Source organism: Variovorax beijingensis (assembly GCF_007828835.1).
GTDB classification, from domain to species: Bacteria; Pseudomonadota; Gammaproteobacteria; order Burkholderiales; family Burkholderiaceae_C; genus Variovorax; species Variovorax beijingensis_A.
Map to the genome: position 1 here is coordinate 1 of NZ_VIVL01000004.1, position 19,695 is coordinate 19,695.

The following is a 19,695-nucleotide window of genomic DNA, read 5'->3' on the forward strand; positions in this document are numbered from 1 at the left end:
TCTGTCATCTCTACATGTCCATGTTGCTCTACATGGACACGTAGCCTCACAGCTCATCGTTCACTCAACAAGGGCGTGGTTAATTGACCGCATACATTGGTTCAACAGGAATCTTGCGATCATTACAAACATCGAGCGTCTGTTCCTGAACTCAGATGACCTGAAGCTTGTCCATCCCTTCTTTGGCAAGCATCGAGCGCCAGGCAAGTATGCGCAGCACTTCGAGATCCAATTCTGGCTGTCCGGCGCGGTGGGTGCCCTTGTCTTGTGCTATCACTTTGTCGAACGTGTCATCCCCGGTTTTTCTCTGCCGCTGGCCAACTTTCAGCTTGCGCGAGCACTTCCGTATCTGCTCACGCCGGTCGTTCTAATCGCGCTGGTGAGGCTGCATCGACACTACGTGAAGAAGGACGAGGAGTTCCAGCAGAAGTCCCCGGGCATCGTACTTTGAGGACGCCACGCGAGACCGCGACGCATCGCGGCGTTGCCTTCCGACTAGATGGTGGAATCGACCAAGGGGACTTTTAGGTTCCAAGGCAACCCCTTTAGCTTGTTGCGCTGGATTGACTTTAGGGTCTCAACGATCTTGCCACGACCGGACGACGTATCCAAGCTCGCCGCGTTCCACTCGGAGGTCCAGAGTCCAGGCTCGAGTTGATCCAAAGCAGCCGACGTGAGATCGCGCACCTGGTTGAGATCAGTCAAGTCGATGGCTTGCCCCGGGGTCGTCGACCAACTCACCATCGCCTCCACAAGAAACTCGGTCATACAGATGACCCCCACCTTGGTGGTTAGCTTCCCCGCTGGGTCTGCCCACGCATCCGCCCACTTTTCGGCGACTACCTTCCAGACTTCGATGAAGAAGCGGACAACAAAGTCCGGGTTAGGGTCCGAGGATGCGGTCTGGTCGATGCGTTGGCGCGAGATGTATGCCATCGCCATTTCGAACGCGTTCACAGGGATGGCGCGTGCCGGGTCTTCCTCGTTTCTAGGCCACTTCAGCCGTCCCCTAAACGGACTGTCATCTTGCGTATCAATTTGATCCAGGTAGGCGGGCTCGCCGCTTGACTTCATGCGCGCGGATTTGCGCAAGCGTGCATCAAGGTTCGCCGAGGAGTAGCCAATCTTCAGAGCTTTTATGTGCTCCGCTGCGACCTTGCTTACCTTGTTGTTGATGACGACAAACTGGAAAGCAATCTCGTCGTCGGATGGCCCGATGATGGTGACGAGATTGACAGGCATGTTCGCATCAAACTGCGCGATGCCGTCAGTGCGATGCTGGCCGTCGATGATGAGCCCGGGTTGGGGTTGCGCTTCATTGGTCGTAATCGTGAGGGTCACCGCTTGAGGTGCCGTTCCGACAGTTTGCAAGTCCAAGGCACCGAAGGTGGCTGCGGCCACCGGAAGTGCGACGATGATTGACGTGGGAATGGTGTTGCGCTCGTCGACTTTCAGAAAGTCTTCGATGGCATCGACCCTTGCATCTTTGCGTGCCCGCTGTACCCCCTGCTGATTTTCCGGCGTCAGGCGGTCCACGCGGGCCCATAGCCGGAGTTCTCCGACGACGACCGTGCAAATGCAGAACAGAGCTTCCGCTGTGCCTCGTTGCTTGTAGATGATGGCAGGGTAGTTGTATTGCGGCATGTCGTCACTCGGTGAAAGAGAATTTCTCGGCGTCATGAGCACGGAAGTTGAAGAAGTGCCGATCAACGGCCTCGTCAATCAACTCGACGTCTGTGCGCGGTCCGAGTTTGACAAACGCCTCCTTCAGCGTCAGATACTCGGATGTTGCGAGGGCGCCCGCGGCGCGTCTGTGAAGTGCCAGTCCGAGCAATCGCTCTTCATCATGACCGCCTCGCTCGGACAGCGCGTGGTCAAAGACTACGCCGAATACGCTCCAAGATGCGCGATCTTCCTTGGCGCCATTGCAGGGGGCGCAGATCGGCAAAAGGTTGTCGGGCGTGCTGATGCCGCCCAGTGTCCGAGGCCAAATGTGATCGAGCGAAATTTCACGGAGAGGCGTTTCGAAGTCTGGCGACCAGAGCGTGTCGCCGCAGCAGTAGCAACGAACTTGGCTGTCGATCGGGTCCTGCGCCTCATGGAGGGTGGTCGCGCGTGCTTGCGTTCCAATGTCAGCGTTACCCGCGAGAAGTGACCGGTAGACAAGGTAGGGCAAGACTCTGCGCGGTCTGGGATCCAGGGCGGCGAACTCCATGTGTTCAACCATGTGTCTCCAGACGTGGTCTTCCACCAGACTCTGCCCTGCAGAACTCCGTGTCGCCTCACCGTCCAGTGCGGCTTCCTTCTGGACCCGTTTGGCAGTCTTCAGTAACCGGTAGGCGGTCGTGGTTACGGCCACGTCAATATGACGTTCCGCGAACGGCCCAGGTGGCTCTAGCCATCTGGGAAGGTCAACGAGTTCAAGCGTTGGATAGGCTGACTCACTGTCGGACACGTACATATCCCGCAGAGCCAACCAGAGATCCTCTCCGGGCGATGTCGGGCGAAATCGCGGCAGGTCACCCCGGATCGTGTACGGCTGCTTTCCTGGCATTTTGGCTGCGGTTTTGAGCTAACTATGCGATAAGGGAGCACGAGTCTCCGCTTGTCGGGCGGCTGACTTCAACGCGCTCGACGGTCCAAGATCTATGCGTCATGGCGTTAAATATGAAAGAGCAGAGGTTCTCAATCGTCGGAGATCCTAGTTCAGCGACTTCATCCAGCAGGCGATGATCCAGTTTCTGTCGCGCGTCTTCGATCACGCGGCGGAGAAGCGCCAAATCAACGATCATGCCGGTTTCTTGACTGCGCGGGCCCGACACGGTGACTGCCGCGTGGTATGTATGGCCGTGGATGCGCCTGCTTGGCTCGGCATCATATCGCCGCTCCAGCGTGTGAGCGGCCTCGAAGTAGAAGCGCTGGGTGAGTTCAAACTTCATCGGATCCCCAGGGTCTTGTGAGTCTGCGTGCTCAGCCGCCAGCGCGGGTCGCGAAGACAGACCTCGATGGCCCGCTGCGTGTTCTCCCGCCGCAATGGGCCATCCATGGGCTGAAGAAGGTGCAAGTCAAAGGAGAGTTCGACGAGTGCATCCAGGTTCTGACCATCCTGAGGAACAACCACCTTGAGTTCGTTACCCGAAAGTTGGCGTAGCGGAGCACCGGCCTTCGGGCTCACGCAAATCCAGTCAACTGCATCGGGGACGTCCAGCGTTCCGTTTGTCTCGACGGCGATCTCGAAGTCGCGCGCGTGAAGCTCCCTTAGCAACTCCGCATCGACCTGGAGCATCGGCTCACCGCCTGTCAAAACCACAAAGCGTTTCCCAGTTTGCGCGGACCAAAGAGAGGCCACGCGATCCGCGAGTTGATCAGCCGATCTATATTTGCCGCCGAACGTGCCGTCGGTTCCCACGAAGTCTGTGTCGCAGAACTTGCAGACAGCGGTAGCGCGGTCCTCTTCGCGTCCCGACCAGAGATTGCACCCCGCAAAGCGGCAGAAGACTGCTGGTCGCCCAGCATTCGCTCCCTCGCCTTGCAGGGTATAGAAAATTTCCTTGATGCTGTAGGTCACTTCTCCACCTCGAGTTCCGCATAGCGCTCCCAGCCATTGCGACGCAGTTGGCAAGCGGGGCAACTGCCACAGCCATAGCCCCAGGCGTGACGGGCACCTCTCTCTCCAAGGTAACAAGTGTGGGTGTGCTCGACGACGAGATGTACCAATTCCTTGCCGCCCAACTCCGCTGCAAGGCCCCACGTTGCTGCCTTGTCCAGCCACATGAGCGGGGTCTCGATGGTGATCGGCATGTCCAGGCCAAGCGTCAACGTCACCTGCTGCGACTTGATGGTGCTGTCTCTGCAGTCCGGATAGCCGGAGAAGTCGGTCTCGCACATACCGCCTACGAGGACGCTGAGACCTCGCCGGTAGGCGAGAGCAGCAGCCAAGGTCAGGAAGAGCAAGTTCCGGCCAGGAACGAACGTGTTGGGCAGGCCGTTAGCCTGCATCTCAATAGCACGGTCGTCCGTCAACGCAGTACTGCTGATCTCGCCAAGAACTGCCAGGTCGAGGAGGTGGTCCTCGCCAAGCCTAGGCGCCCAGTCGACGCGCAGCGTCTTGAGCGCGGTCCGCACGGCAAGCCGTTGCTGGAGCTCAATGGAGTGCCTCTGCCGATAGTCGAAGGCAACCGTCTCGACGTACGCGTACCGCTCCAGAGCCCACGCCAAACATGTCGTCGAATCCTGTCCGCCCGAAAGGAGGACCAGCGCTTTGCGTTCACTCATCGTGTTGACCTCGTTGCTCGCTTGGGTTGCTTCGTATGCCGCACCAGCGAAACGAGGTGCTCAGCCAATTGCTGAATTTGCCGCGGCGTGAATTCGATGTGGTTCCAGGGAATCTGCTCGCCATCACCAAAATGCCAGTGCCCTTCAGTCCAAGCTGTCGCGCCGACAAGCGGCTGCAGGCCAGCGACGAACGAGTCGACGGAGGCGGAGTGGGACCGTGCGTAGATCTCGTCCATCACAAAACCCATGGCGACAACGCCCGCGCCGTGAACGAGGCGAGAGGTGGTCGGCTTACGCTGAGCCCATGCCTGCGGAAAGACTTCCTGGACGGCCGCGAAGTAGTTGTTGAGGAGCCCTTGAGATTCGCTCAACCCATCCTTGCCAGACATCAGAACCTGGATGGCTCCAGCTGCTTCGGAGTTCAGAATCGCCTTCTGAAGCGCCGTGTCCTTGATGATCCCGGCAGGGTTAGTTTGCATCTTCACCTGGTGGCGAAGGGAACTCCCCTCAGCAAAGTTCAGTCTCTCCGTCAAGGCTGCGGCCAACGCTCGTGAAGTCAGGCGCTCAGGCAACTCATCAACCCCCGGAAGCAATTCGTAGATGAGCGACTTCGGAAGAGGGCGAGTGTTGTTGATGAGAATGAACTGGCGCCGAAGTTCTTCCATGTCCTTGCACAGAAGGCACGAGGCAAACACCTGGAAGTCACCGCGGCCTGTTTGACTGAGGGCTGTCAAGCGCTGCTGTCCGTCGACGACAAAACCAGGTGGGCCATTTGACGCCGTCACTTCGAGGACACACTGGGCGCCTTTGCCGGGAATTACGCGCGCGTTCTCTACGAAAGCCAAGACGAGGGCGTTCGGCAGTACAGCGTCGTCTTGCTCAAGATAGGTCCTGATCTCGCTGATATGCCCTGAAACCTGGGGGCGCTGGAATCCCACGGCCCGTCCGTTACTGTCGCGTGCCAATCGCTCGATGGCAGCGATCTCCGCGATCTCGGACGCCGTGGCCCGGATCATCACCACGTTCCGCTCGCTGCCCTGTGCGGCCAGAAACCCCTCAAACCTAAGCTTTTTCTTTGACATATTCTGTGTTCCGTTCCTTGACTTCTCCCGAGATGCGCGCAACGTGCTCTGAGTAGACGTACAGGTTGTGAAAGCCTCGCCGCTTGTTGCGATTGGATGAGCGGAAGATGATGACCTCGACACCAGACTCCCTGCACACCCGGCAAGGACAGGTTTTCCAAGGGGAGGCACTCAAAGTTCTGCGAACTCGCTCTTCGGTGTCAGCGAGGGTCTTCTGCAGCGCCTTCTCGGTTTTCACCTTTGCAGTCTGGTACATGCGCTGATAGACCATGACTGCTTCAACTGCCGCTTCTAGCTTGAGCTTCCCAGAGTCGAAAGCTCGCAAGGCAGCGAGAGCGCCTTGCTCTGCCTTGGTGGCCTCCTCTTGCCGAAGTTCTCCCCTCAGGCTCGCTCTAGTCAGGGCTGGATCCTCCACCGCTAGCGGAACGCGAATGGCTGTGTAGTAGTCCAGGCCAATGCCGGCAGTCGGTACGTAGTAGTTGGCTTTGGCGTCCATAAAGGCCCTGTACAACGGCGACGTTGTGTCGAAGCTCTCGATGCCGTAGTCGTAGAACTCGCTGATCTGCTCCGCCTTCGCAAAGCCGAGTATGTGTAGGCGAGTTGAGGGCTTGAGTTTGCTGCGGATCGCTCGCAGTGCGATGTGGACCTCGTTTGCAGACAGTGGGACCATGCCTCCGACCGCAAGGTAGTCATAGCCCATCTTCTCAAGCTGGCGTGCGGCCTCGGCCATGCTGTCGGGCGACCAACCCTGTATGGCGCCCAGGGGTGTGAATCCGGGAATGCTTCGCGTCGCCTTCCGGAATACGCGAGCGTTCTCTAGAGTGATGTCGAAGCGATCGCGATCATCGCCTTCTGCGCCCTCCATGCCCTGACTCTGCGGCCTGAATGCAAAGATGATGTGGTCAACGGAGCAGCCGTGGGTGAACTGGCCGTCGGAGTAAAACCGTGCCATCTCTTCAGCGGAGTAAGGCGGCACTTTTTCCTTCACGTACGTAAACGCCCCGCAGTCTCCGAAGATTGGGAGGTTCTTTAACTGAGGGGTGTCCATGCGCAGGAACGCCCGGGCGCCCTCTCTGCGGAAGCGCATTGCATGTGCGTCGCTGTACTTCCCCTTGACGCGGCTGTCGCCGACGATGCCCCGGGACACGAGTACCCCGTCGTAGGGCGGCGGTGCAAAGTATTCGTGAGGGTAGGAGTCGGACCAATACGGGCGGCGACCAGCCGAGTGTTTGTCCCGGAGAAAGTCGTACTCGGGGTCAATCTGGTCGATGGAATCTGCATAGATAAACTTCATAGCGCGCTCGCTCGAACGTAGGCTGCGCTAAGCAGTTGAATGACCCGCGTTGAACTCTTGCTGGTCATTTCCAGTGCGTTCCAGGGCATGCCAAGTCCCTGCCATGAGCCAGAGTGCCAAGCGCATTCTCCCGCGATCTTCTTGAGTTCGGTCGTGTAGATTGCCTGCGGGTTCTTGTGCGAGAAGCCGACCCGCGCGCAAATCCGGTCCATCATGACACCCATGACGGTGATGCCAACGGCGGAGGTCAGCCGACTTTTGTCTGGCGGCAGGTTCCAGGCTTGGGGGAACGTCTCGGCGACTGCGCTCCAATAGGCGCTGAGCAGGCGATACATCTCGGCCAGGTCGGGCCCGCGCTCGCCACTCGCCTTAAGATGAAGGAGCGCGCCGCTGGTACCGTTCACGCGGTCGCGGATCATGCGAACAATGGCCGAGTCGATGAAGACGTCCGGCCGCTCTGGCTTCAGTGACGTGCGGGCGATGCGCTTGTAGAACGGCGACTGCGGCTTCGAGTTGAGCAGGTTGCAAAGTTCACTAGGGACTCGGTTGGCCGCCAGGTCGCGAGGCAAGAGCGTGTCGTCGGTCGCGGGTAGAAGTTCGTCGATGAGACGTTGCTTGAGAGGGCGCGCGCGATTCACAAGGATGAACTGCTCGCGATGCGTCTCTATGGATTGGGATTCGAATGCCACGACGGGCACAAGAAGCCCCCCGTTCTTTGACTTTGAGAGCGCAAGAGAGCGTTGCTGACCATCGACGATCCAGGCTACCTTCTCGCCGTCGGGGCGGCCGGGGATCGTAAGCCTTCCAGCCTCGACACCTTCGACGCTCACACGATCCACTTTGGGACCGCGCTTGGCCTGAAAGGTCACACTCGGAGTGATAGCCAAAATGACGGCGTTCGGAAACAAACCCGGGCCCTTGTCGAGGTATTCCCCAATCTGTCGCACATGGGTTTGGATCTCCGATCGCTGGAATCCGACGAGCGTGTTGCTGCGACCTTCCCGCTTTACGCGGCTCATGTCTGCGATCTGCGAGATCTTGTCGCCAGGAAGAACGAAACTGTAGACCGTGGCCTCGCCTTGTCGAAAACGCAACGCGTTCAAAGTCATCGACGCGGAACGCGTCTTGGTAACTGCGGGCTTTAGCGTGCGCTTGGTACTGGGTTCCATCAGACGGGTCTCCTGCTATGTTCGACGAGCCGACGAAATCTGTTTTGTTCGCAGGCCCGGCCGGCCTCCCGGAACGCGCGCAACAACGCTGTGACAGATCGTGTGGACAAGGGGTCGACGTTCTTGATCCAGCGAAAGACCTCAAGGTCGGTCTGAACACTTCGCTTAGGCACTTCGATAGGCTTCGCCCTGGCGAGATCGGCTTCAACCCAACGCCTGTGAGTGGCGATGTCCACATCGCCATGCCGGTGTCGGGACAAGAGTTCTGCGAAGTGTCCCAGAGCCCGCTGGGGGAAGTACGAATTCGCACCGCCGGGTGCAGTGGCCAGTCCTGCCAAGCGCTCGTCATAGCGCAGAACGCATGGCTGCAGTTCATTCGGAACCCGGGTGTTGCGCGCAACGATCAGCCGCAATTTGGACTGCTGACTGGTACTCAGCGAGATCAGGTCCCGCGACACCATGCGAACGTAGGGTTCGGGCAGCGCGATGAGAACTGGGCCATCTGAGCGCCGTACCAAGGAGGCGATCGGCTGGCTTCGACCAAACTCACTGTTGAGGGTCTCCCACCAGTCAGCCGCGGATGCTTCGCCGTTGGCCACCGCAGGCGGGCAGGAGGCTGCCTGCGAGACGCTCAGGTCATAGGACGGCACCCAGCGGTGCGCCGAAACGAGAGAGAGCCCTGCGGAAACAAAGTAGGACGGGCAGCCTAGCCGACGCGCGGCCGCTAATGCTGACGAGACGCCCGGGCCTCCGTATAGATCGCCTGCACGCGCGACTGAGGGAGCGGCGGTAATACGCCTCGCCCATTCTTGCGCGAAGGGGGCTAGACGGCGCGCTCGAATCGTTGAAACCGTCAACTGTGGGTTGACGAGGACACGCTTCGTGAAACTGCAAGAAGAGAGAACAACCATGCCTGAGAAACTGTAATTACGGCAGTATCGCAGATGTGCAGTTTCCTATCCAGCACCTGATCCCGCGCGGACGATGCCGCTGCACGTCTGCGGGCGACACCGAAAGGGCCAGGGCGAAACGTTGCAGAAAGTGTGCAAAGGGCCGGCACGCCCTGACCTCAGGTGCGACAATAGATGTAACTAAAAGCACGAGAGGATGGAAGGTGATATCGCTGACTGAACTCATTGCCGCATTGTTCCCCCCGACCTCGTCAAAGACGCCCACGCCGGAGCAACTTGCGATCCTTCGTCATCCCAGTGGTCCGGCTTGGGTGCTGGCAGGCCCGGGTTCCGGAAAGACCGAGGTCCTGGCGCTCTTTGCCTTACGGCTGATGTACGTCGGCCACGAGCCCTTTCAAAAGGAGCCTGTAGCCCCGCACTCCATCCTGATCACGACCTTTACCGAAAAGGCAGCCAAGAATTTGGAAGATCGGATCGGAAGGTATCGAGCAATCCTCGTAGCCGCGTATCCGACGCTAGGCGTCATCGACACTTCGGAGTTGAAGGTGGGAACGTTGCACGCGCTGTGCAACGATATCCTTCAAGAGCATCGTGCGGCCTCATACCAGAACGTTCGGCTCATGGACGCGTTTGAGCAGGCGATGTTCGTCTACGAGCACCTAAGTGCCGTAAAAAGTGATGATCCCGCCGACGTTGCGCTGTGGTCAGCTTTCGACTACCTGTTCATCCCCAGGGATTGGCAGCCCAGTTACCAGAACTTGCCCAGCAAATGGCTGCGAACAACGGCGCTGGTCAAGCTGTTCAATCGGATCGCCGAAGATCGTGTGGACGTGGCAGCTATGTACAAGGCGGACGGGCACTGGAGGCGAATTGCGGATCTCTACGACGAGTACCGCCAGCATCTCAAGAACAACCACCGCTGCGATTTCTCCGAACTCCAGTCGCACTTCTTGTCGTTCCTGAAGACGCCTCTGGGGACGTCCTTCTTGAAAGGAACGCCCGGCGCTCGTGGAGGCATCAAATGGGTCTTGGTCGACGAGTACCAGGATACCAACCTCGTGCAAGAGGCAATCTATTTCGAGATGGCAGGCCATCACCATCACAACCTGGTCGTGGTGGGCGACGACGATCAGGCGATGTACCGGTTCCGCGGCGGTTCGGTCGAGTGCATGGTGACCTTTGATGACGCGTGCCGGGTATATCTCAATATGGCGCCGGCCCAAGTCGGGAAGTTTCCGCTTGCCGGCAACTTTCGCTCGCACCCGCGCATTGTGGATTTCTTCAATGAGTACATCACTGCGTTCCCTTCAATGAACCAACCCGGAGCTCGCGTGTCCGGAAAGAAGGCGATGACGGCGAACTCAGGCATTGTCGGTGACTATGCCGCGGTGGGAATTCTAGAGGGCAAGACCATCGCGGATGCTGCAGGCAAGTTCGCCAGCGCTGTGGCCGACCTGGTGAAGCACAGTATTGTCAAGGACCCGTCACAGTGCTGTCTGCTGCTCAATAGCACCAAGGAGAGTCCTCGAAATGCGGGTCCCTATGTGGAAGCACTGCGCCAGGCAGGGCTGAAGGTCTACAACCCGAGAAACAAAGCGTTCTTGCAACAAGAAGAAGTGCAGGGATTCCTGGGCGCGCTTCTGGCCATGCTGGACCCCAGTGGCCAGCATATTCCGACCTCCAACGATCTGAGCCAGTTCATTGTCGATTGCCGCGCCACCTATGCTGCGCTTGCCGGCGCTCATCCCAAACTGGGCGATTACATCCAGAAGTGCGTGAAGAACATCGCGGCACACAAGGACCAGTTTGTCGACACCAGCCTGCAGGAGATCGCGTACCTAGTGTTGAGTTGTCCCCCATTTGACCAATGGCACAGCGATCCTGTACGCCGTGTTCGCTTGGCACGCCTGACAGCGCTGTTGGAGTCGTATGCGTCCATGCCGGTGCTGGGAAACCTGAACGTGCAGCGAGGACGCATGAAGGTCGATGACCAGGCACCGTACGCCATCGTGGCCGGTTGGGTCAGAACCTTCTACCATCTATTCTTCGGCTACCTGGCCAGGTCAGGGATGGACGAGGTCGGCGATGACGAAGTGATCTGCCCACCTGGGTATGTGCCTGTGATGACGATCCACCAGGCCAAGGGACTGGAGTTTCCGTTCGTGTTTGTAGGCCATCTGAGCGAAAAGCCGACCGTCGGAGACGCGCATAACCTCGAGTCGCAAATGGCAGCCTTTCCGGGCAATCCACACCGCGTCTTCCAACTGGCACAGCCCGAAGTGCGCGCGGAACTCGACCGCATCCGCCAGTTCTACGTGGCGTATTCGCGCGCGCAGTACGCACTGATCCTGGTAGGCACGAAAACGCATGTTGCCAATGCCACTGGCAATGCCGTGCCTTGCGGTCCTAAGAAGGGCTGGCTCTCGCAGCGTTTGATCAACCTCTAGGAGATGCCTTGTTTGCGAAGATCTACCAGAACGTTCAGGTCCCTGCGTTGTCCCATTCGGGTGCTCGACCTCGCCTGAGCCTGACCAGCGACATCCTTTCGTACCGTCACTGCAGCTATCAGTATGGGCACTTCGCACACGATGGTTTTGTGCCGGCTCAATCGGCGCAGGCATTCTTTGGAACGGTGGTGCACCAGGTTCTCGACCGATGCCATCGCCATTTCGCTGGAATGAGTCCGGGCGTGCCGAAGGGCACACTGCCAACTGACACGGACATCGAGGGGTTCTTCAACGAAGTCAGGACCGCCTTGAAATCACATGGCATCCGGGCCGTCAGCGAGAGCGTTGCTGTGCGCGCTCTGGAGATCATCAGGTTTTTCAATGCCGTAGAAGGCCCGACGCTCTATCCCCTCATCCATGACACTGAATTCAGGTTGGAGCAGGACCGCGCCGACTATGTTTTGCGTGGCGTGGTAGACGTCCTTGTTGACCGGCCCGGTACTATTGGCACTGCGTCAACGCGTGAAATTTGGGACTACAAGGGCTCCCGGCGGCCGGCGGCTACTGACATGGAGATGCAGGAGTACGAATGGCAGATGTGCGTCTATGCTGAGCTTTACAAGGCTCGCTCCGGTGCGTATCCATCCAAGGCAGTCTTGTACTTCCTGAACGAACTCTCCGAAGACAATGTTAAGAGTGGCAAGCGGCCGGCGCGTGCCGTGCACGAAGTCGTTTTCACGCCGCAACGTGTGCAAGACGCGTTGACTCGTTTTCATCAGACCGCAATGGAGATTATCCAGTGCGCGTCGACGTCGACTTGGCCATTGCCGGGCGCCAAACCGAAGGAAGAGACGTGCAATATCTGCGATCTTCGCTGGAGATGCCCGAAGGCGAGCGTCCCGCGCCGTATGCCTTTCGCATGACCTCCTGAGGATGATTGCGTATCACTGCGACATCGATCTCCCGGAAAATCGGGCCGCGGCTGTGGTGACGCGCATCGAGCACCGATAGCGTTTCAACCCTCCGGCTTCCATCTTTGATGCCTTCGCGACGGTGCCACTGCGCACTGCGCTGCCAATGCTGGATGCTGCAGCGGTGCTGTTGCGGGCGTTAATCCGGGCGGCAGGAACTGATGCGGAGAAGCAACGTAAGAAACGGGGCTCTGATAGGGGGTACAAAAGGGGGTACAAAACGTTTTTCGAATTGGGGAAAGCTAATATTCATACGGGCTGCGGGACATCTTTAGATCGGTTTCACACGACCAACAAAACGTCCAAGGGCGTCCGGTTTTATCCACCGGACGCCCTTTTTCATTGGGAACTGGGCGAATCGGATCCGGGGGCATACACTGAAATCCGGTGACTCCCCGTGGTCCAGCCGCAGGGGTTCACTCCAGCAGTGGGTTGGTTTTACATCGGCGCTAACACGCGAGCCTTGCGGCGGCGCGCAAGGCGCGTGACGCCGCCAGGGCCAAGAAGGCTTCCGGGATCAATCCCATACAGGCGCGCCAGGTGGTCAAGCTCAGGGCGCCCGTGAACAGCGGCGATACCTTTCGAGAGACGGCTCTCGAATGGTTCGACAAGCACCACGCGCGCTGGAGCGGTCACTACGCGACACGCGAGAAACGCAATCTGGAAAAAGACCTGTTTCCGTACTTCGACGTGCGCCGCTTCGCATTGGCGTTGCAGACGGCATCGCCCAACCCAGGGCAGCAGGTCTCCGCGATGATGCAGGCTCGTCGGTGACTTGGGGGGGTGGCCCTGCAGCGCGGACTTTCGATCTGAAGTTGGCTGCCTCCAACTCGATTCAGCCGATAGTTTTCGCGATCGTTCATTTGTGGCGCAACCTAGATCGTGCTGGAGCCCGTGCTTGGTCATGGCCCAAAAGCGGATGAGGTAAATCAAGAATGGCTGTGCGCTCATTGGAAGACGGCGGCACCATTGACGCTACAGTCCTTTGAACAACTCCTCGAGGCGGATTCCCAAGGCGACTGCCAGCGTATCGATCACCGCTAGGGAGGGGTTTCGCACGCCGCGCTCCATGCCACTGACGTAGGTACGGTCGAGCCCGCAACGCGCTGCGAAGTCTTCTTGCGAAAGGCCGCGTTCTTTGCGGAGTTCCCGCAGACGTTTCCCGAATCGAACGGACAGTGAAATCACGGCCGCGATTGGGCTTCTTTGTAGACCAATTGACCACGGACTTATCGTCACATATCATGTAGACTAATCATCACTTTTGGACGATTCGAGGGCTCGCTCAATGCCGTATACAGTCGCCAATCTCCCTCTGGATGCGCGGACGCGTCGTCCTGCCCGCCGGGTGTGTTGGCTATCATGAGGAAGCTGGCTCCTGCCTCCCCCTTCCCAACGGCAGGGAAACTTCGCGTCCCGGTCGCGCTGTCGCGCCCGCGCGGCCGTCCTCCCCATCCTCCGCGGAGCGAGTCCACAGCGCAACTGGGGCGTCAGATCAAAGCGCTTCGGATGGCCGCCGGGATCTCGGGCAACGAACTGGCCCACAGTTGCGGGGTCTCCGGTTCGCTGCTTTCCCGCGTCGAGCGTGGTCTCGTGTCTCCTTCCGTAGAGACGCTCAACCGCATCGCTGTCGGTTTGAACGTTCCGCTCTCGCGATTCTTCTGCGACCAGGCACGTCGCACGGACTGGTCATTTGTGCCGGCCGGTCGCGGCGTCATGGTCAATCGCATGGGCGCGCTAAAGGACTACCGCTACGAGTTGCTCGGGCACCTGCTGTCCGGGAACTTGTTCGTGGAGCCCTATCTGGTGACGCTCCTGCCGCAGGCCGAGCCCTACAGTAGTTTTCAGCACCCCGGGATCAAGTTCCTGTACGTGATCTCGGGACGCGCGCAGTACCGGTACGGCGGCAAGGTCGTGAACGTCGGCGAGGGCGACTCACTTCTTTTCGAGTCCAGCGTGCTTCATGGTGTGGAAGCGATCCTTGAAGCGCCGCTCTCATACCTGTCGGTCATCTTCACGCTGCGGGGTTAAGGCTACCGAGCCTGTTTTCCTCACTGTCAACTGTTGGAAGTGACAGGGCATATGCAGCGCAGGTACCACTAGGCTTCGCCGCCGACGTCATCTCGTCTGGCTTCGCACATGGGGTGCGATGGATTCAGCCAAGTCGACGTATTCGACGGTCCCGCCCGGAAAAGGCCGATGGCATCGCTCAACCCAGGTTGTCGGAACGCCTCGCGAAGTGGCATACGGTCGCGCCGCAGGGGTCCGTCTGAACCTGGTCGACACGCGGGCCGCAGAATTTGCTGCAGCGCTGAAACGCGAGGAGCTCGATGCGGACTTCACATTCGGCTTGCCGCCCGACGAGGCGGGGGTGAGGGTCTTGGGTCATCCACCGATCAAGGCCAGGAAGCTGCGCTGTTACCAGAACCGCAACTTCACACGGCGCGTACTGGCACCACCGGTGCTGGCTGCGGGCTTTCACGTCGACCGTCCTGCGGCACGGGCCGGCGACTGGAGCGGACTGGCGCCGCTGGTCGCTCCCGGGTCTTTGTCGTCAGCCGATGCGGATGGCTTTGCCGACGAGGGCGGCTGCCAACTTAAGCCCGAATGGACCCCGTGCGGGACGCGCTGGCACTGCCCGACGGCGACGGGCTGCTGGTGCTCGATGACGAGGACGACGTGCTGCTGCGGGCGCGCGACGTGGACCGTCAGCTCACGCGTGCGGCGCGTCTCGCGGCGCCGGACCCTGACGACGCAATCGCGCTGTGAGCCGGGCTCGCCTCAACATCTTCATCGCGCCGGAGCACGCCAAGCGGCTGGACCGATTGGCGGTGCCCAAGGGCGTGTCGAAATCCGCCGTGATCGCTGCTGCGCTGGCGTCGTTCCTGTCGCCCGATGGCGGCGACCAGCGCGAGGCAGCGATCGCCAAGCGCCTGGACCGGCTCTCGCGCCAGTTCAACCGGCTGGAGCGCGACCAGAACATCCTGATCGAAACGGTGGCGCTCTATGTCCGCTACTTCCTACTTCCTACTTCCTACTTCCTACTTCCTACTTCCTACTTCCTCACGGTCTCGATCCCGGTGCCCGAACTGGGCGAATAGCGTCCGGAGGCGTACGCCAAGAACAGGCCGCTCAAAAGGTGACGGTCACGACGATAGTGTCTGCGTAGATGCCGGGCACCACCGTGGTCTGGTTGGCCGGAATGCGCCCGTAGACGGTGTGCGAAGCGTTGCCGGTGATGGGGCTCGTGCTCCCCGAGATGCTGCTCGCGCCCCAGACCGTGTCATGCGCAGCATCGGTGTACAGGTTGTAGTTCAGCCCGTTGGCCCCTGAGGTCATCTTGCGCTGGGCGATCGTTCCCGCACCCGGCCCCAGGCCGATGGTGTAGCTGACCGCGGTCGGCAGCAACCCGGCGATCAGGCGCGCTTGTATCGCGATCGTCGATGTGCTGTCGGTCACCAGCGCGCTCAGTGGCGCGTAGTTGCCGAAGGCAAGGTCGCCTGCAATGACGGTCACGCACAGAACAAGATTGCAGTTCTGCCCGGTCCCGGCCTGCGCCGTGCCGGCCACCGCCAGCACGGATGCCGCCAGCGCCATGTTGCGGATGCCGTGCTTCAGCGCGACGAAGGGGACGTGGCGATCGGTTCGCATGGGTAGGGTCCAAGGCCGGAGAGGATGCTCTTCGGGAGCACGGGGCCCAACGTGAAGCGGCATTGTCCGCCACGCCAGCGCGCTTCGAACTGTTCGCCAGCCTGCGGCCGCTCGATGGACACCGCCCCCCCGTAGCCGGAAATGAGCGATGCCGCGCGGGTGCTGCTCCAGATGTCGATGCCAGGCGGCAACGGCTGCCCGTCGGGCAGGCGGACGGTCGCGAGCACCTGGGTGTCGTGGGAAACATCGAAGGCCGCGATCGCAACGCCCTTGTAGCGCGGCACTATCTGGAGCGTGTCGCTGCGTACCTGTGCCTCGATGGGAAGGTCGGTGCTGTCGATGCCGATGCGGTTCGATTCATAGGCGCGCAAGCCGGTCACGATGGCCCGTCCCTCTGCATCGGTGGTGGTCCAGGGCTGGTTCTCGCGGTAGACCTTGGTGCCCGGCGCGCCCGGCACGGTGACCAGCGCGAAGGCGTCGTCGGACTGGCGGGTTGCGAACGCAAGCCCTTGCGTATAGCCCACTGCGCCGCTGGCGCGCAGCCGCAGACCCGTTTCGCCGCCGAGGCTTGCGGCTTCGGCTGTGACGATGCCGTAGCGGCCGAGCCAGTCGACGCTCGCTTCCGTCCGCCGGAGTTCGCCGCGCGACACCAGCAGCCGATAGCCGTAGCCGGCATCGCTGGGCGGCGACTGGTTGACTTCGGCGGTGGTCGTGTTGCGTCCTTCGCCACGCTGCGTCGAGACCGAGAGGTTGCGGCGTTCGCCCAGCGGCACGATCAGCGTCATGCCGACGGTCGTGGCCGGGCGCGTGGCATTCTGGCTGGTGCGCGCTGCGTAGGTGCTCAGAAATGCATCGCCGGCGACGGCGAACGACCAGCTGGCCGTCAACACGCCGACGCGCTCGCCCGAGTTGTAGCGCAGCAGCGTATGGCTCGCACCGAGCGTTCCGAACTTTCCCAGCGAGCGTCCCGCAAAGACCTGGCTTTGGCCGCTGACGTGCACCTTGCTGTCCTGCCAGCCGATCTGCGTGAAGTCCCGGCTCGCCACCTGGCGGCTGGCGGAGAAGTTCCAGTCGTTGCTCGTGCGCGTGAAAGAGGCGCGCGCCAGCGTGCCGTGCCTGCCATCCGACGAGCGGCTGGCCGCGCCGTGCAGGCCGAATTCGCCGATCGGGGCCCACACCCACTGCAGGCCGCCACCGGCGGTCTGGCCGCGCGCATCGGCCTCGCCATGCAATTCGGCGGTGGCCGTGTCATCCAGCCCCTTGCGCCAGTTGCCGGATACGAATGGGCGTCCGTAGTCGAAGCTGCGTTCTCCATAGCGCAGGCGATTCCAGCCGAGCGCGATCGAGTAGTCCGAGAGGCCCGGGCGCAGCAGGCTCGAGCTCACGTAGTACGGCGTCGTGACCGTGCGGCGCACGCCGAGCGCATCGGTCACGGCAAAACGCATCTCGCCTGCGCCCGTCAGCACCGGCACATCGCTGATCGCAAACGGGCCGGCATTCACCTTGTCCTGGTAGCGCAGCGTGTCGTTGACGTACACCTCCACGGCCGAAGGAACGGCCGAGCCGCCGCGGAGTGTCGGCGTCGGATAGCTGATGTAGCCCGGCTGCAGGCTGAACCGGGTGCCGAACTGCACGCCGCCGAAGCGAAACGGCGTGGACCATGCGGCGCCTTGCGTGATCGAGTCGCCCACGGTCAGCCGGGTCAGGCGGTCGGGGTCGTCGTACCGGTAGTAGGTGTCGAGCCGGGTCGCTCCATGGCTGCCGCCGAGCGAAGACTGGCCGGCCACGAAGTTGCTGGCCATGACCCCCCATGCGCCCGAGACCGCTGCATCAAAGTACCCCGAGGCGCGGGTGCCCTTGCGGTCGTGCTGCAACGCGACGTCATAGTTGAGGAATGCACCCAGGGCGGCCTCGGACAGGGGCACGCGCGGCGTGGTGCGTGCCCCTGTCGCGCCGGCAACGAAGGCCTCGGGCGGCACTTGCAGGTTCGCGGTCTGGGTGCCCTCGTCCAGCATCACCCTGACGCCCGAGACACTGCGCAAGTCGTAATAGTCGATGCCATCGATCCGTGCGGCGGGCGCAGCCGGTATGACCAGGTGCCAGGCCTCGAGGTCCGCGCGCCCGAACAGCAATTGCGCGCCACGCCGGCGGATGGGGCGCATCGCCTCCTGCGGCTGGCCGTTGATGCGCACGTCCAGGATCACGGGCTGTGCATCTTCCGCGGGATTCGGGGCAACGGTCTGCGCAGTGGCGGCCTGAACAGCGAAGCAACTGCAGCACACGCAGAGGCCGAGTGTGGCCGATGGGCGAACAGGAAGGCTCAGCCTGCCCCGAGCGGGGTGACAAGACACACGCAGCAGTTGCAACCCGGAGGTCTCGTCACTGGCGGGACGGGGTGTCGGCACGGGGAATGTGCACGATGGCCATCGGCAACTCAGTGGGCGCATCGCTGGTGGCATCGATCCGGAGGGGGCTACCCGGTGCCAGCGGCGGCAGGTCCAACGCGATGTCGGCCGATTGGCCAGGCAGCACGTAGCGGGACATGCTCTTTCGCAGCAACTCGCTGTCACCTTCGCGCCGCACCAGGATCTGCGTCAGCTGCAAATGATCCGTGCCGCGGTTGTCGATGGTCAGGACATGGCCATGACCTCCGGGTGTGGCCGAGGAAGGGGACGCACGCTGCAGGCGCCATTGCGCGTCCTGGCGCGATGCGCCTGCGGGCGGTACGAAGATCGGCACGGCAAGACGCAGCAGCGTCTGCAATTGCGCGCCGCCCTTTCCGTCCCGCGGGAGCGCCTGGTCACGCGGCAGCTGCTGGAAGAAGATGCGGTAGCTGCGCTCGGTGTCGGCCGCCGGAACCTGCAGGCCGAGCCGCACGATCTGCTGCGCGCCGGGGGACAGGCGAAAGATCGAGGGGTTGACCAGCACCTCACGCGTGGGCTGATAGATGTCCTGCCCGTTCTCCTGCGACCAGGCCATCACCTCCGCCTGGACCGCGACTTCGGCCTCTTCTTCGCCGCTGCCCAGCGTGAGGGACGCAACGGGACGCGATGGTGTCAGCACCACGCGCACCGGTGCGACATAGAGGCTCGCTGCCTGGACTGCACCGGACGCTGCTCCCAGGGCCGCCAGCGCCCAGGCCAGCAAAGCCGCTATGCGCGGGAGCAGTGGAGCCATTCGGCGCGATGTCGTCGACCTCAATAGGTCAACGTGAGCGTGATGGTGTCGGCATAGTCCACCTGAGGGGAGGCGGTGTATTGGCCGATGGGGATCGCACCGTAGATGGTGTACGGCTGCGGCAGGCCGGTGGCTGTGTAGCCCGTGCCGGTCGTGCTGTTGTCCCAGTTGGTGGTCATCGCGCTTTCCTTGAAAAGAGCGTACGACAGCGTTTCGTTGCCCGCGGGAGCTGACGGGCTCGTCATCTTGCGCGTGGTCACCGTCGCACCCGAGCTGGCGCCGGGATTCAGGCCCACCGAGTACGTCGTGCCGAAAGTGCAGGTGACATTGAACGCCGTGGTGCCGGTGGCCACAGTACCGGTCGACGGGGCGTAGCTGCCAAAGGCCAGCGTGGCGGGCGTCGAGACGAGGCAGGCCTTCAGCACTGTGGCCGTCACCTGGAATGTGGCGGTCGCCGCCGCGGCTTGCGCGGGTTGCAGGGGCAGTACAGCCAACAAGGCGAGCGTCGCGGCCCCCAGCGTGCGGAGGGGAAGCGAGGGTTTCTGTTTCATCGAAGTTTCCTTCATCGAACGTGCTCGGCCAGAATGCCGCCGTTGCACCCAGTCTGAGGGATAAAGCCATGTCGTGCCGCCGTGGCCGAGAATAAATAGGCAATTGGTTTTCATTGACGCAGCGCAAATCGATGGTGCAGTCGTCGTGCTGGGGAAAGCAGAGCCTC

The 19,695-nt window shown here is 61.2% G+C and carries 20 protein-coding genes and 1 pseudogene; 7 read left to right on the forward strand and 14 right to left on the reverse strand.

What is annotated here, in order from left to right; genetic code table 11:
• Positions 1-451, forward strand: a 451-nt coding sequence (locus FB547_RS33300) for a hypothetical protein (RefSeq protein WP_186454158.1), incomplete at its 5' end; no start/stop codon positions are given.
• Positions 452-495: 44 nt separating this feature from the next.
• Here FB547_RS33300 and FB547_RS13520 read toward each other — a convergent pair.
• The 9 genes from FB547_RS13520 to FB547_RS13560 form a co-directional block, all read right to left on the reverse strand.
• Positions 496-1,644, reverse strand: a complete 1,149-nt coding sequence (locus tag FB547_RS13520; protein ID WP_186454159.1) for a DGQHR domain-containing protein — start codon at positions 1,642-1,644, stop codon at positions 496-498.
• A gap of 4 nt (positions 1,645-1,648) precedes the next feature.
• Complete coding sequence (locus FB547_RS33305; protein ID WP_186454160.1) at positions 1,649-2,227, reverse strand: HNH endonuclease; 579 nt, start codon at positions 2,225-2,227, stop codon at positions 1,649-1,651.
• Between the two features lie 349 nt (positions 2,228-2,576).
• Positions 2,577-2,939, reverse strand: a complete 363-nt coding sequence (locus FB547_RS13530) for a 6-carboxytetrahydropterin synthase (RefSeq protein ID WP_145743015.1) — start codon at positions 2,937-2,939, stop codon at positions 2,577-2,579.
• Entirely contained in the window at positions 2,936-3,568 is a 633-nt protein-coding gene (queE, locus tag FB547_RS13535) for a 7-carboxy-7-deazaguanine synthase (RefSeq protein WP_145743016.1), read from the reverse strand. Before queE ends, FB547_RS13530 begins: the two co-directional genes overlap by 4 nt.
• Positions 3,565-4,275, reverse strand: coding sequence for a 7-cyano-7-deazaguanine synthase QueC (gene queC, locus FB547_RS13540; RefSeq protein WP_145743018.1), 711 nt, complete (start codon positions 4,273-4,275; stop codon positions 3,565-3,567). The genes queE and queC overlap by 4 nt, the downstream gene beginning before the upstream one ends.
• A complete protein-coding gene (dbpB, locus tag FB547_RS13545) occupies positions 4,272-5,357 on the reverse strand; it encodes a DGQHR domain-containing protein DpdB (RefSeq protein WP_145743021.1) in 1,086 nt (361 codons plus the stop codon). The genes queC and dbpB (FB547_RS13545) overlap by 4 nt, the downstream gene beginning before the upstream one ends.
• The gene (gene dpdA / locus FB547_RS13550) at positions 5,338-6,651 is read right to left on the reverse strand and encodes a tRNA-guanine transglycosylase DpdA (RefSeq protein ID WP_145743023.1); all 1,314 of its coding nucleotides are present in this window, start codon (positions 6,649-6,651) and stop codon (positions 5,338-5,340) included. The genes dbpB (FB547_RS13545) and dpdA overlap by 20 nt, the downstream gene beginning before the upstream one ends.
• Entirely contained in the window at positions 6,648-7,820 is a 1,173-nt protein-coding gene (gene dbpB / locus FB547_RS13555; RefSeq protein ID WP_145743025.1) for a DGQHR domain-containing protein DpdB, read from the reverse strand. Before dbpB (FB547_RS13555) ends, dpdA begins: the two co-directional genes overlap by 4 nt.
• Entirely contained in the window at positions 7,820-8,419 is a 600-nt protein-coding gene (locus FB547_RS13560; protein WP_145743027.1) for a hypothetical protein, read from the reverse strand. Before FB547_RS13560 ends, dbpB (FB547_RS13555) begins: the two co-directional genes overlap by 1 nt.
• Positions 8,420-8,934: 515 nt before the next feature.
• On the opposite strand from FB547_RS13560, the gene FB547_RS13565 reads away from it, so the two are divergent.
• The 3 genes from FB547_RS13565 to FB547_RS13575 all read left to right on the forward strand — a co-directional run bounded on the left by FB547_RS13565 (position 8,935) and on the right by FB547_RS13575 (position 12,923).
• A complete protein-coding gene (locus tag FB547_RS13565; protein WP_145743029.1) occupies positions 8,935-11,178 on the forward strand; it encodes a UvrD-helicase domain-containing protein in 2,244 nt (747 codons plus the stop codon).
• 8 nt (positions 11,179-11,186) lie between these two features.
• Positions 11,187-12,101: a PD-(D/E)XK nuclease family protein gene (locus FB547_RS13570; protein WP_186454161.1), complete on the forward strand. Its 915-nt coding sequence runs from the start codon at positions 11,187-11,189 to the stop codon at positions 12,099-12,101.
• 609 nt (positions 12,102-12,710) lie between these two features.
• A complete protein-coding gene (locus tag FB547_RS13575) occupies positions 12,711-12,923 on the forward strand; it encodes a hypothetical protein (RefSeq protein WP_145743033.1) in 213 nt (70 codons plus the stop codon).
• Between the two features lie 201 nt (positions 12,924-13,124).
• On the opposite strand, the gene FB547_RS13580 is transcribed toward FB547_RS13575, so the two are convergent.
• On the reverse strand, positions 13,125-13,337 hold the full coding sequence (locus tag FB547_RS13580) for a helix-turn-helix domain-containing protein (protein ID WP_145743035.1): 213 nt from the start codon (positions 13,335-13,337) through the stop codon (positions 13,125-13,127).
• A 294-nt stretch (positions 13,338-13,631) separates the two neighbouring features.
• On the opposite strand from FB547_RS13580, the gene FB547_RS13585 reads away from it, so the two are divergent.
• The 3 genes and pseudogenes from FB547_RS13585 to FB547_RS13590 form a co-directional block, all read left to right on the forward strand.
• On the forward strand, positions 13,632-14,180 hold the full coding sequence (locus FB547_RS13585; protein WP_145743836.1) for a helix-turn-helix domain-containing protein: 549 nt from the start codon (positions 13,632-13,634) through the stop codon (positions 14,178-14,180).
• A gap of 576 nt (positions 14,181-14,756) precedes the next feature.
• A complete protein-coding gene (locus FB547_RS33310; protein WP_186454162.1) occupies positions 14,757-14,918 on the forward strand; it encodes a hypothetical protein in 162 nt (53 codons plus the stop codon).
• Positions 14,915-15,238: pseudogene (locus FB547_RS13590) on the forward strand (hypothetical protein); the annotation flags it as partial. The gene FB547_RS33310 and the pseudogene FB547_RS13590, both read left to right, overlap by 4 nt.
• 43 nt (positions 15,239-15,281) lie before the next feature.
• On the opposite strand, the gene FB547_RS13595 reads toward FB547_RS13590, so the two are convergent.
• The 4 genes from FB547_RS13595 to FB547_RS13610 all read right to left on the reverse strand — a co-directional run bounded on the left by FB547_RS13595 (position 15,282) and on the right by FB547_RS13610 (position 19,528).
• Positions 15,282-15,800, reverse strand: a complete 519-nt coding sequence (locus FB547_RS13595) for a spore coat U domain-containing protein (RefSeq protein WP_186454163.1) — start codon at positions 15,798-15,800, stop codon at positions 15,282-15,284.
• Positions 15,764-18,004, reverse strand: coding sequence for a fimbria/pilus outer membrane usher protein (locus FB547_RS13600; protein ID WP_186454164.1), 2,241 nt, complete (start codon positions 18,002-18,004; stop codon positions 15,764-15,766). Before FB547_RS13600 ends, FB547_RS13595 begins: the two co-directional genes overlap by 37 nt.
• 175 nt (positions 18,005-18,179) lie before the next feature.
• Positions 18,180-18,977, reverse strand: a complete 798-nt coding sequence (locus FB547_RS13605) for a molecular chaperone (protein ID WP_145743041.1) — start codon at positions 18,975-18,977, stop codon at positions 18,180-18,182.
• A gap of 20 nt (positions 18,978-18,997) precedes the next feature.
• On the reverse strand, positions 18,998-19,528 hold the full coding sequence (locus tag FB547_RS13610; RefSeq protein WP_145743044.1) for a spore coat U domain-containing protein: 531 nt from the start codon (positions 19,526-19,528) through the stop codon (positions 18,998-19,000).
• Positions 19,529-19,695: the final 167 nt, after the last annotated feature.

Bases quoted from the DNA above. Each gene is read 5' to 3' on its own strand.
- FB547_RS13520 (WP_186454159.1), bottom strand. From the start codon at position 1,644: ATGCCGCAATACAACTACCCTGCCATCATCTACAAGCAACGAGGCACA.
- FB547_RS33305 (WP_186454160.1), bottom strand. From the start codon at position 2,227: ATGGTTGAACACATGGAGTTCGCCGCCCTGGATCCCAGACCGCGCAGA.
- FB547_RS13530 (WP_145743015.1), bottom strand. From the start codon at position 2,939: ATGAAGTTTGAACTCACCCAGCGCTTCTACTTCGAGGCCGCTCACACG.
- queC (WP_145743018.1), bottom strand. From the start codon at position 4,275: ATGAGTGAACGCAAAGCGCTGGTCCTCCTTTCGGGCGGACAGGATTCG.
- dbpB (WP_145743021.1), bottom strand. From the start codon at position 5,357: ATGTCAAAGAAAAAGCTTAGGTTTGAGGGGTTTCTGGCCGCACAGGGC.
- dpdA (WP_145743023.1), bottom strand. From the start codon at position 6,651: ATGAAGTTTATCTATGCAGATTCCATCGACCAGATTGACCCCGAGTAC.
- dbpB (WP_145743025.1), bottom strand. From the start codon at position 7,820: ATGGAACCCAGTACCAAGCGCACGCTAAAGCCCGCAGTTACCAAGACG.
- FB547_RS33310 (WP_186454162.1), top strand. From the start codon at position 14,757: ATGGACCCCGTGCGGGACGCGCTGGCACTGCCCGACGGCGACGGGCTG.
- FB547_RS13595 (WP_186454163.1), bottom strand. From the start codon at position 15,800: ATGCGAACCGATCGCCACGTCCCCTTCGTCGCGCTGAAGCACGGCATC.
- FB547_RS13605 (WP_145743041.1), bottom strand. From the start codon at position 18,977: ATGGCTCCACTGCTCCCGCGCATAGCGGCTTTGCTGGCCTGGGCGCTG.
- FB547_RS13610 (WP_145743044.1), bottom strand. From the start codon at position 19,528: ATGAAACAGAAACCCTCGCTTCCCCTCCGCACGCTGGGGGCCGCGACG.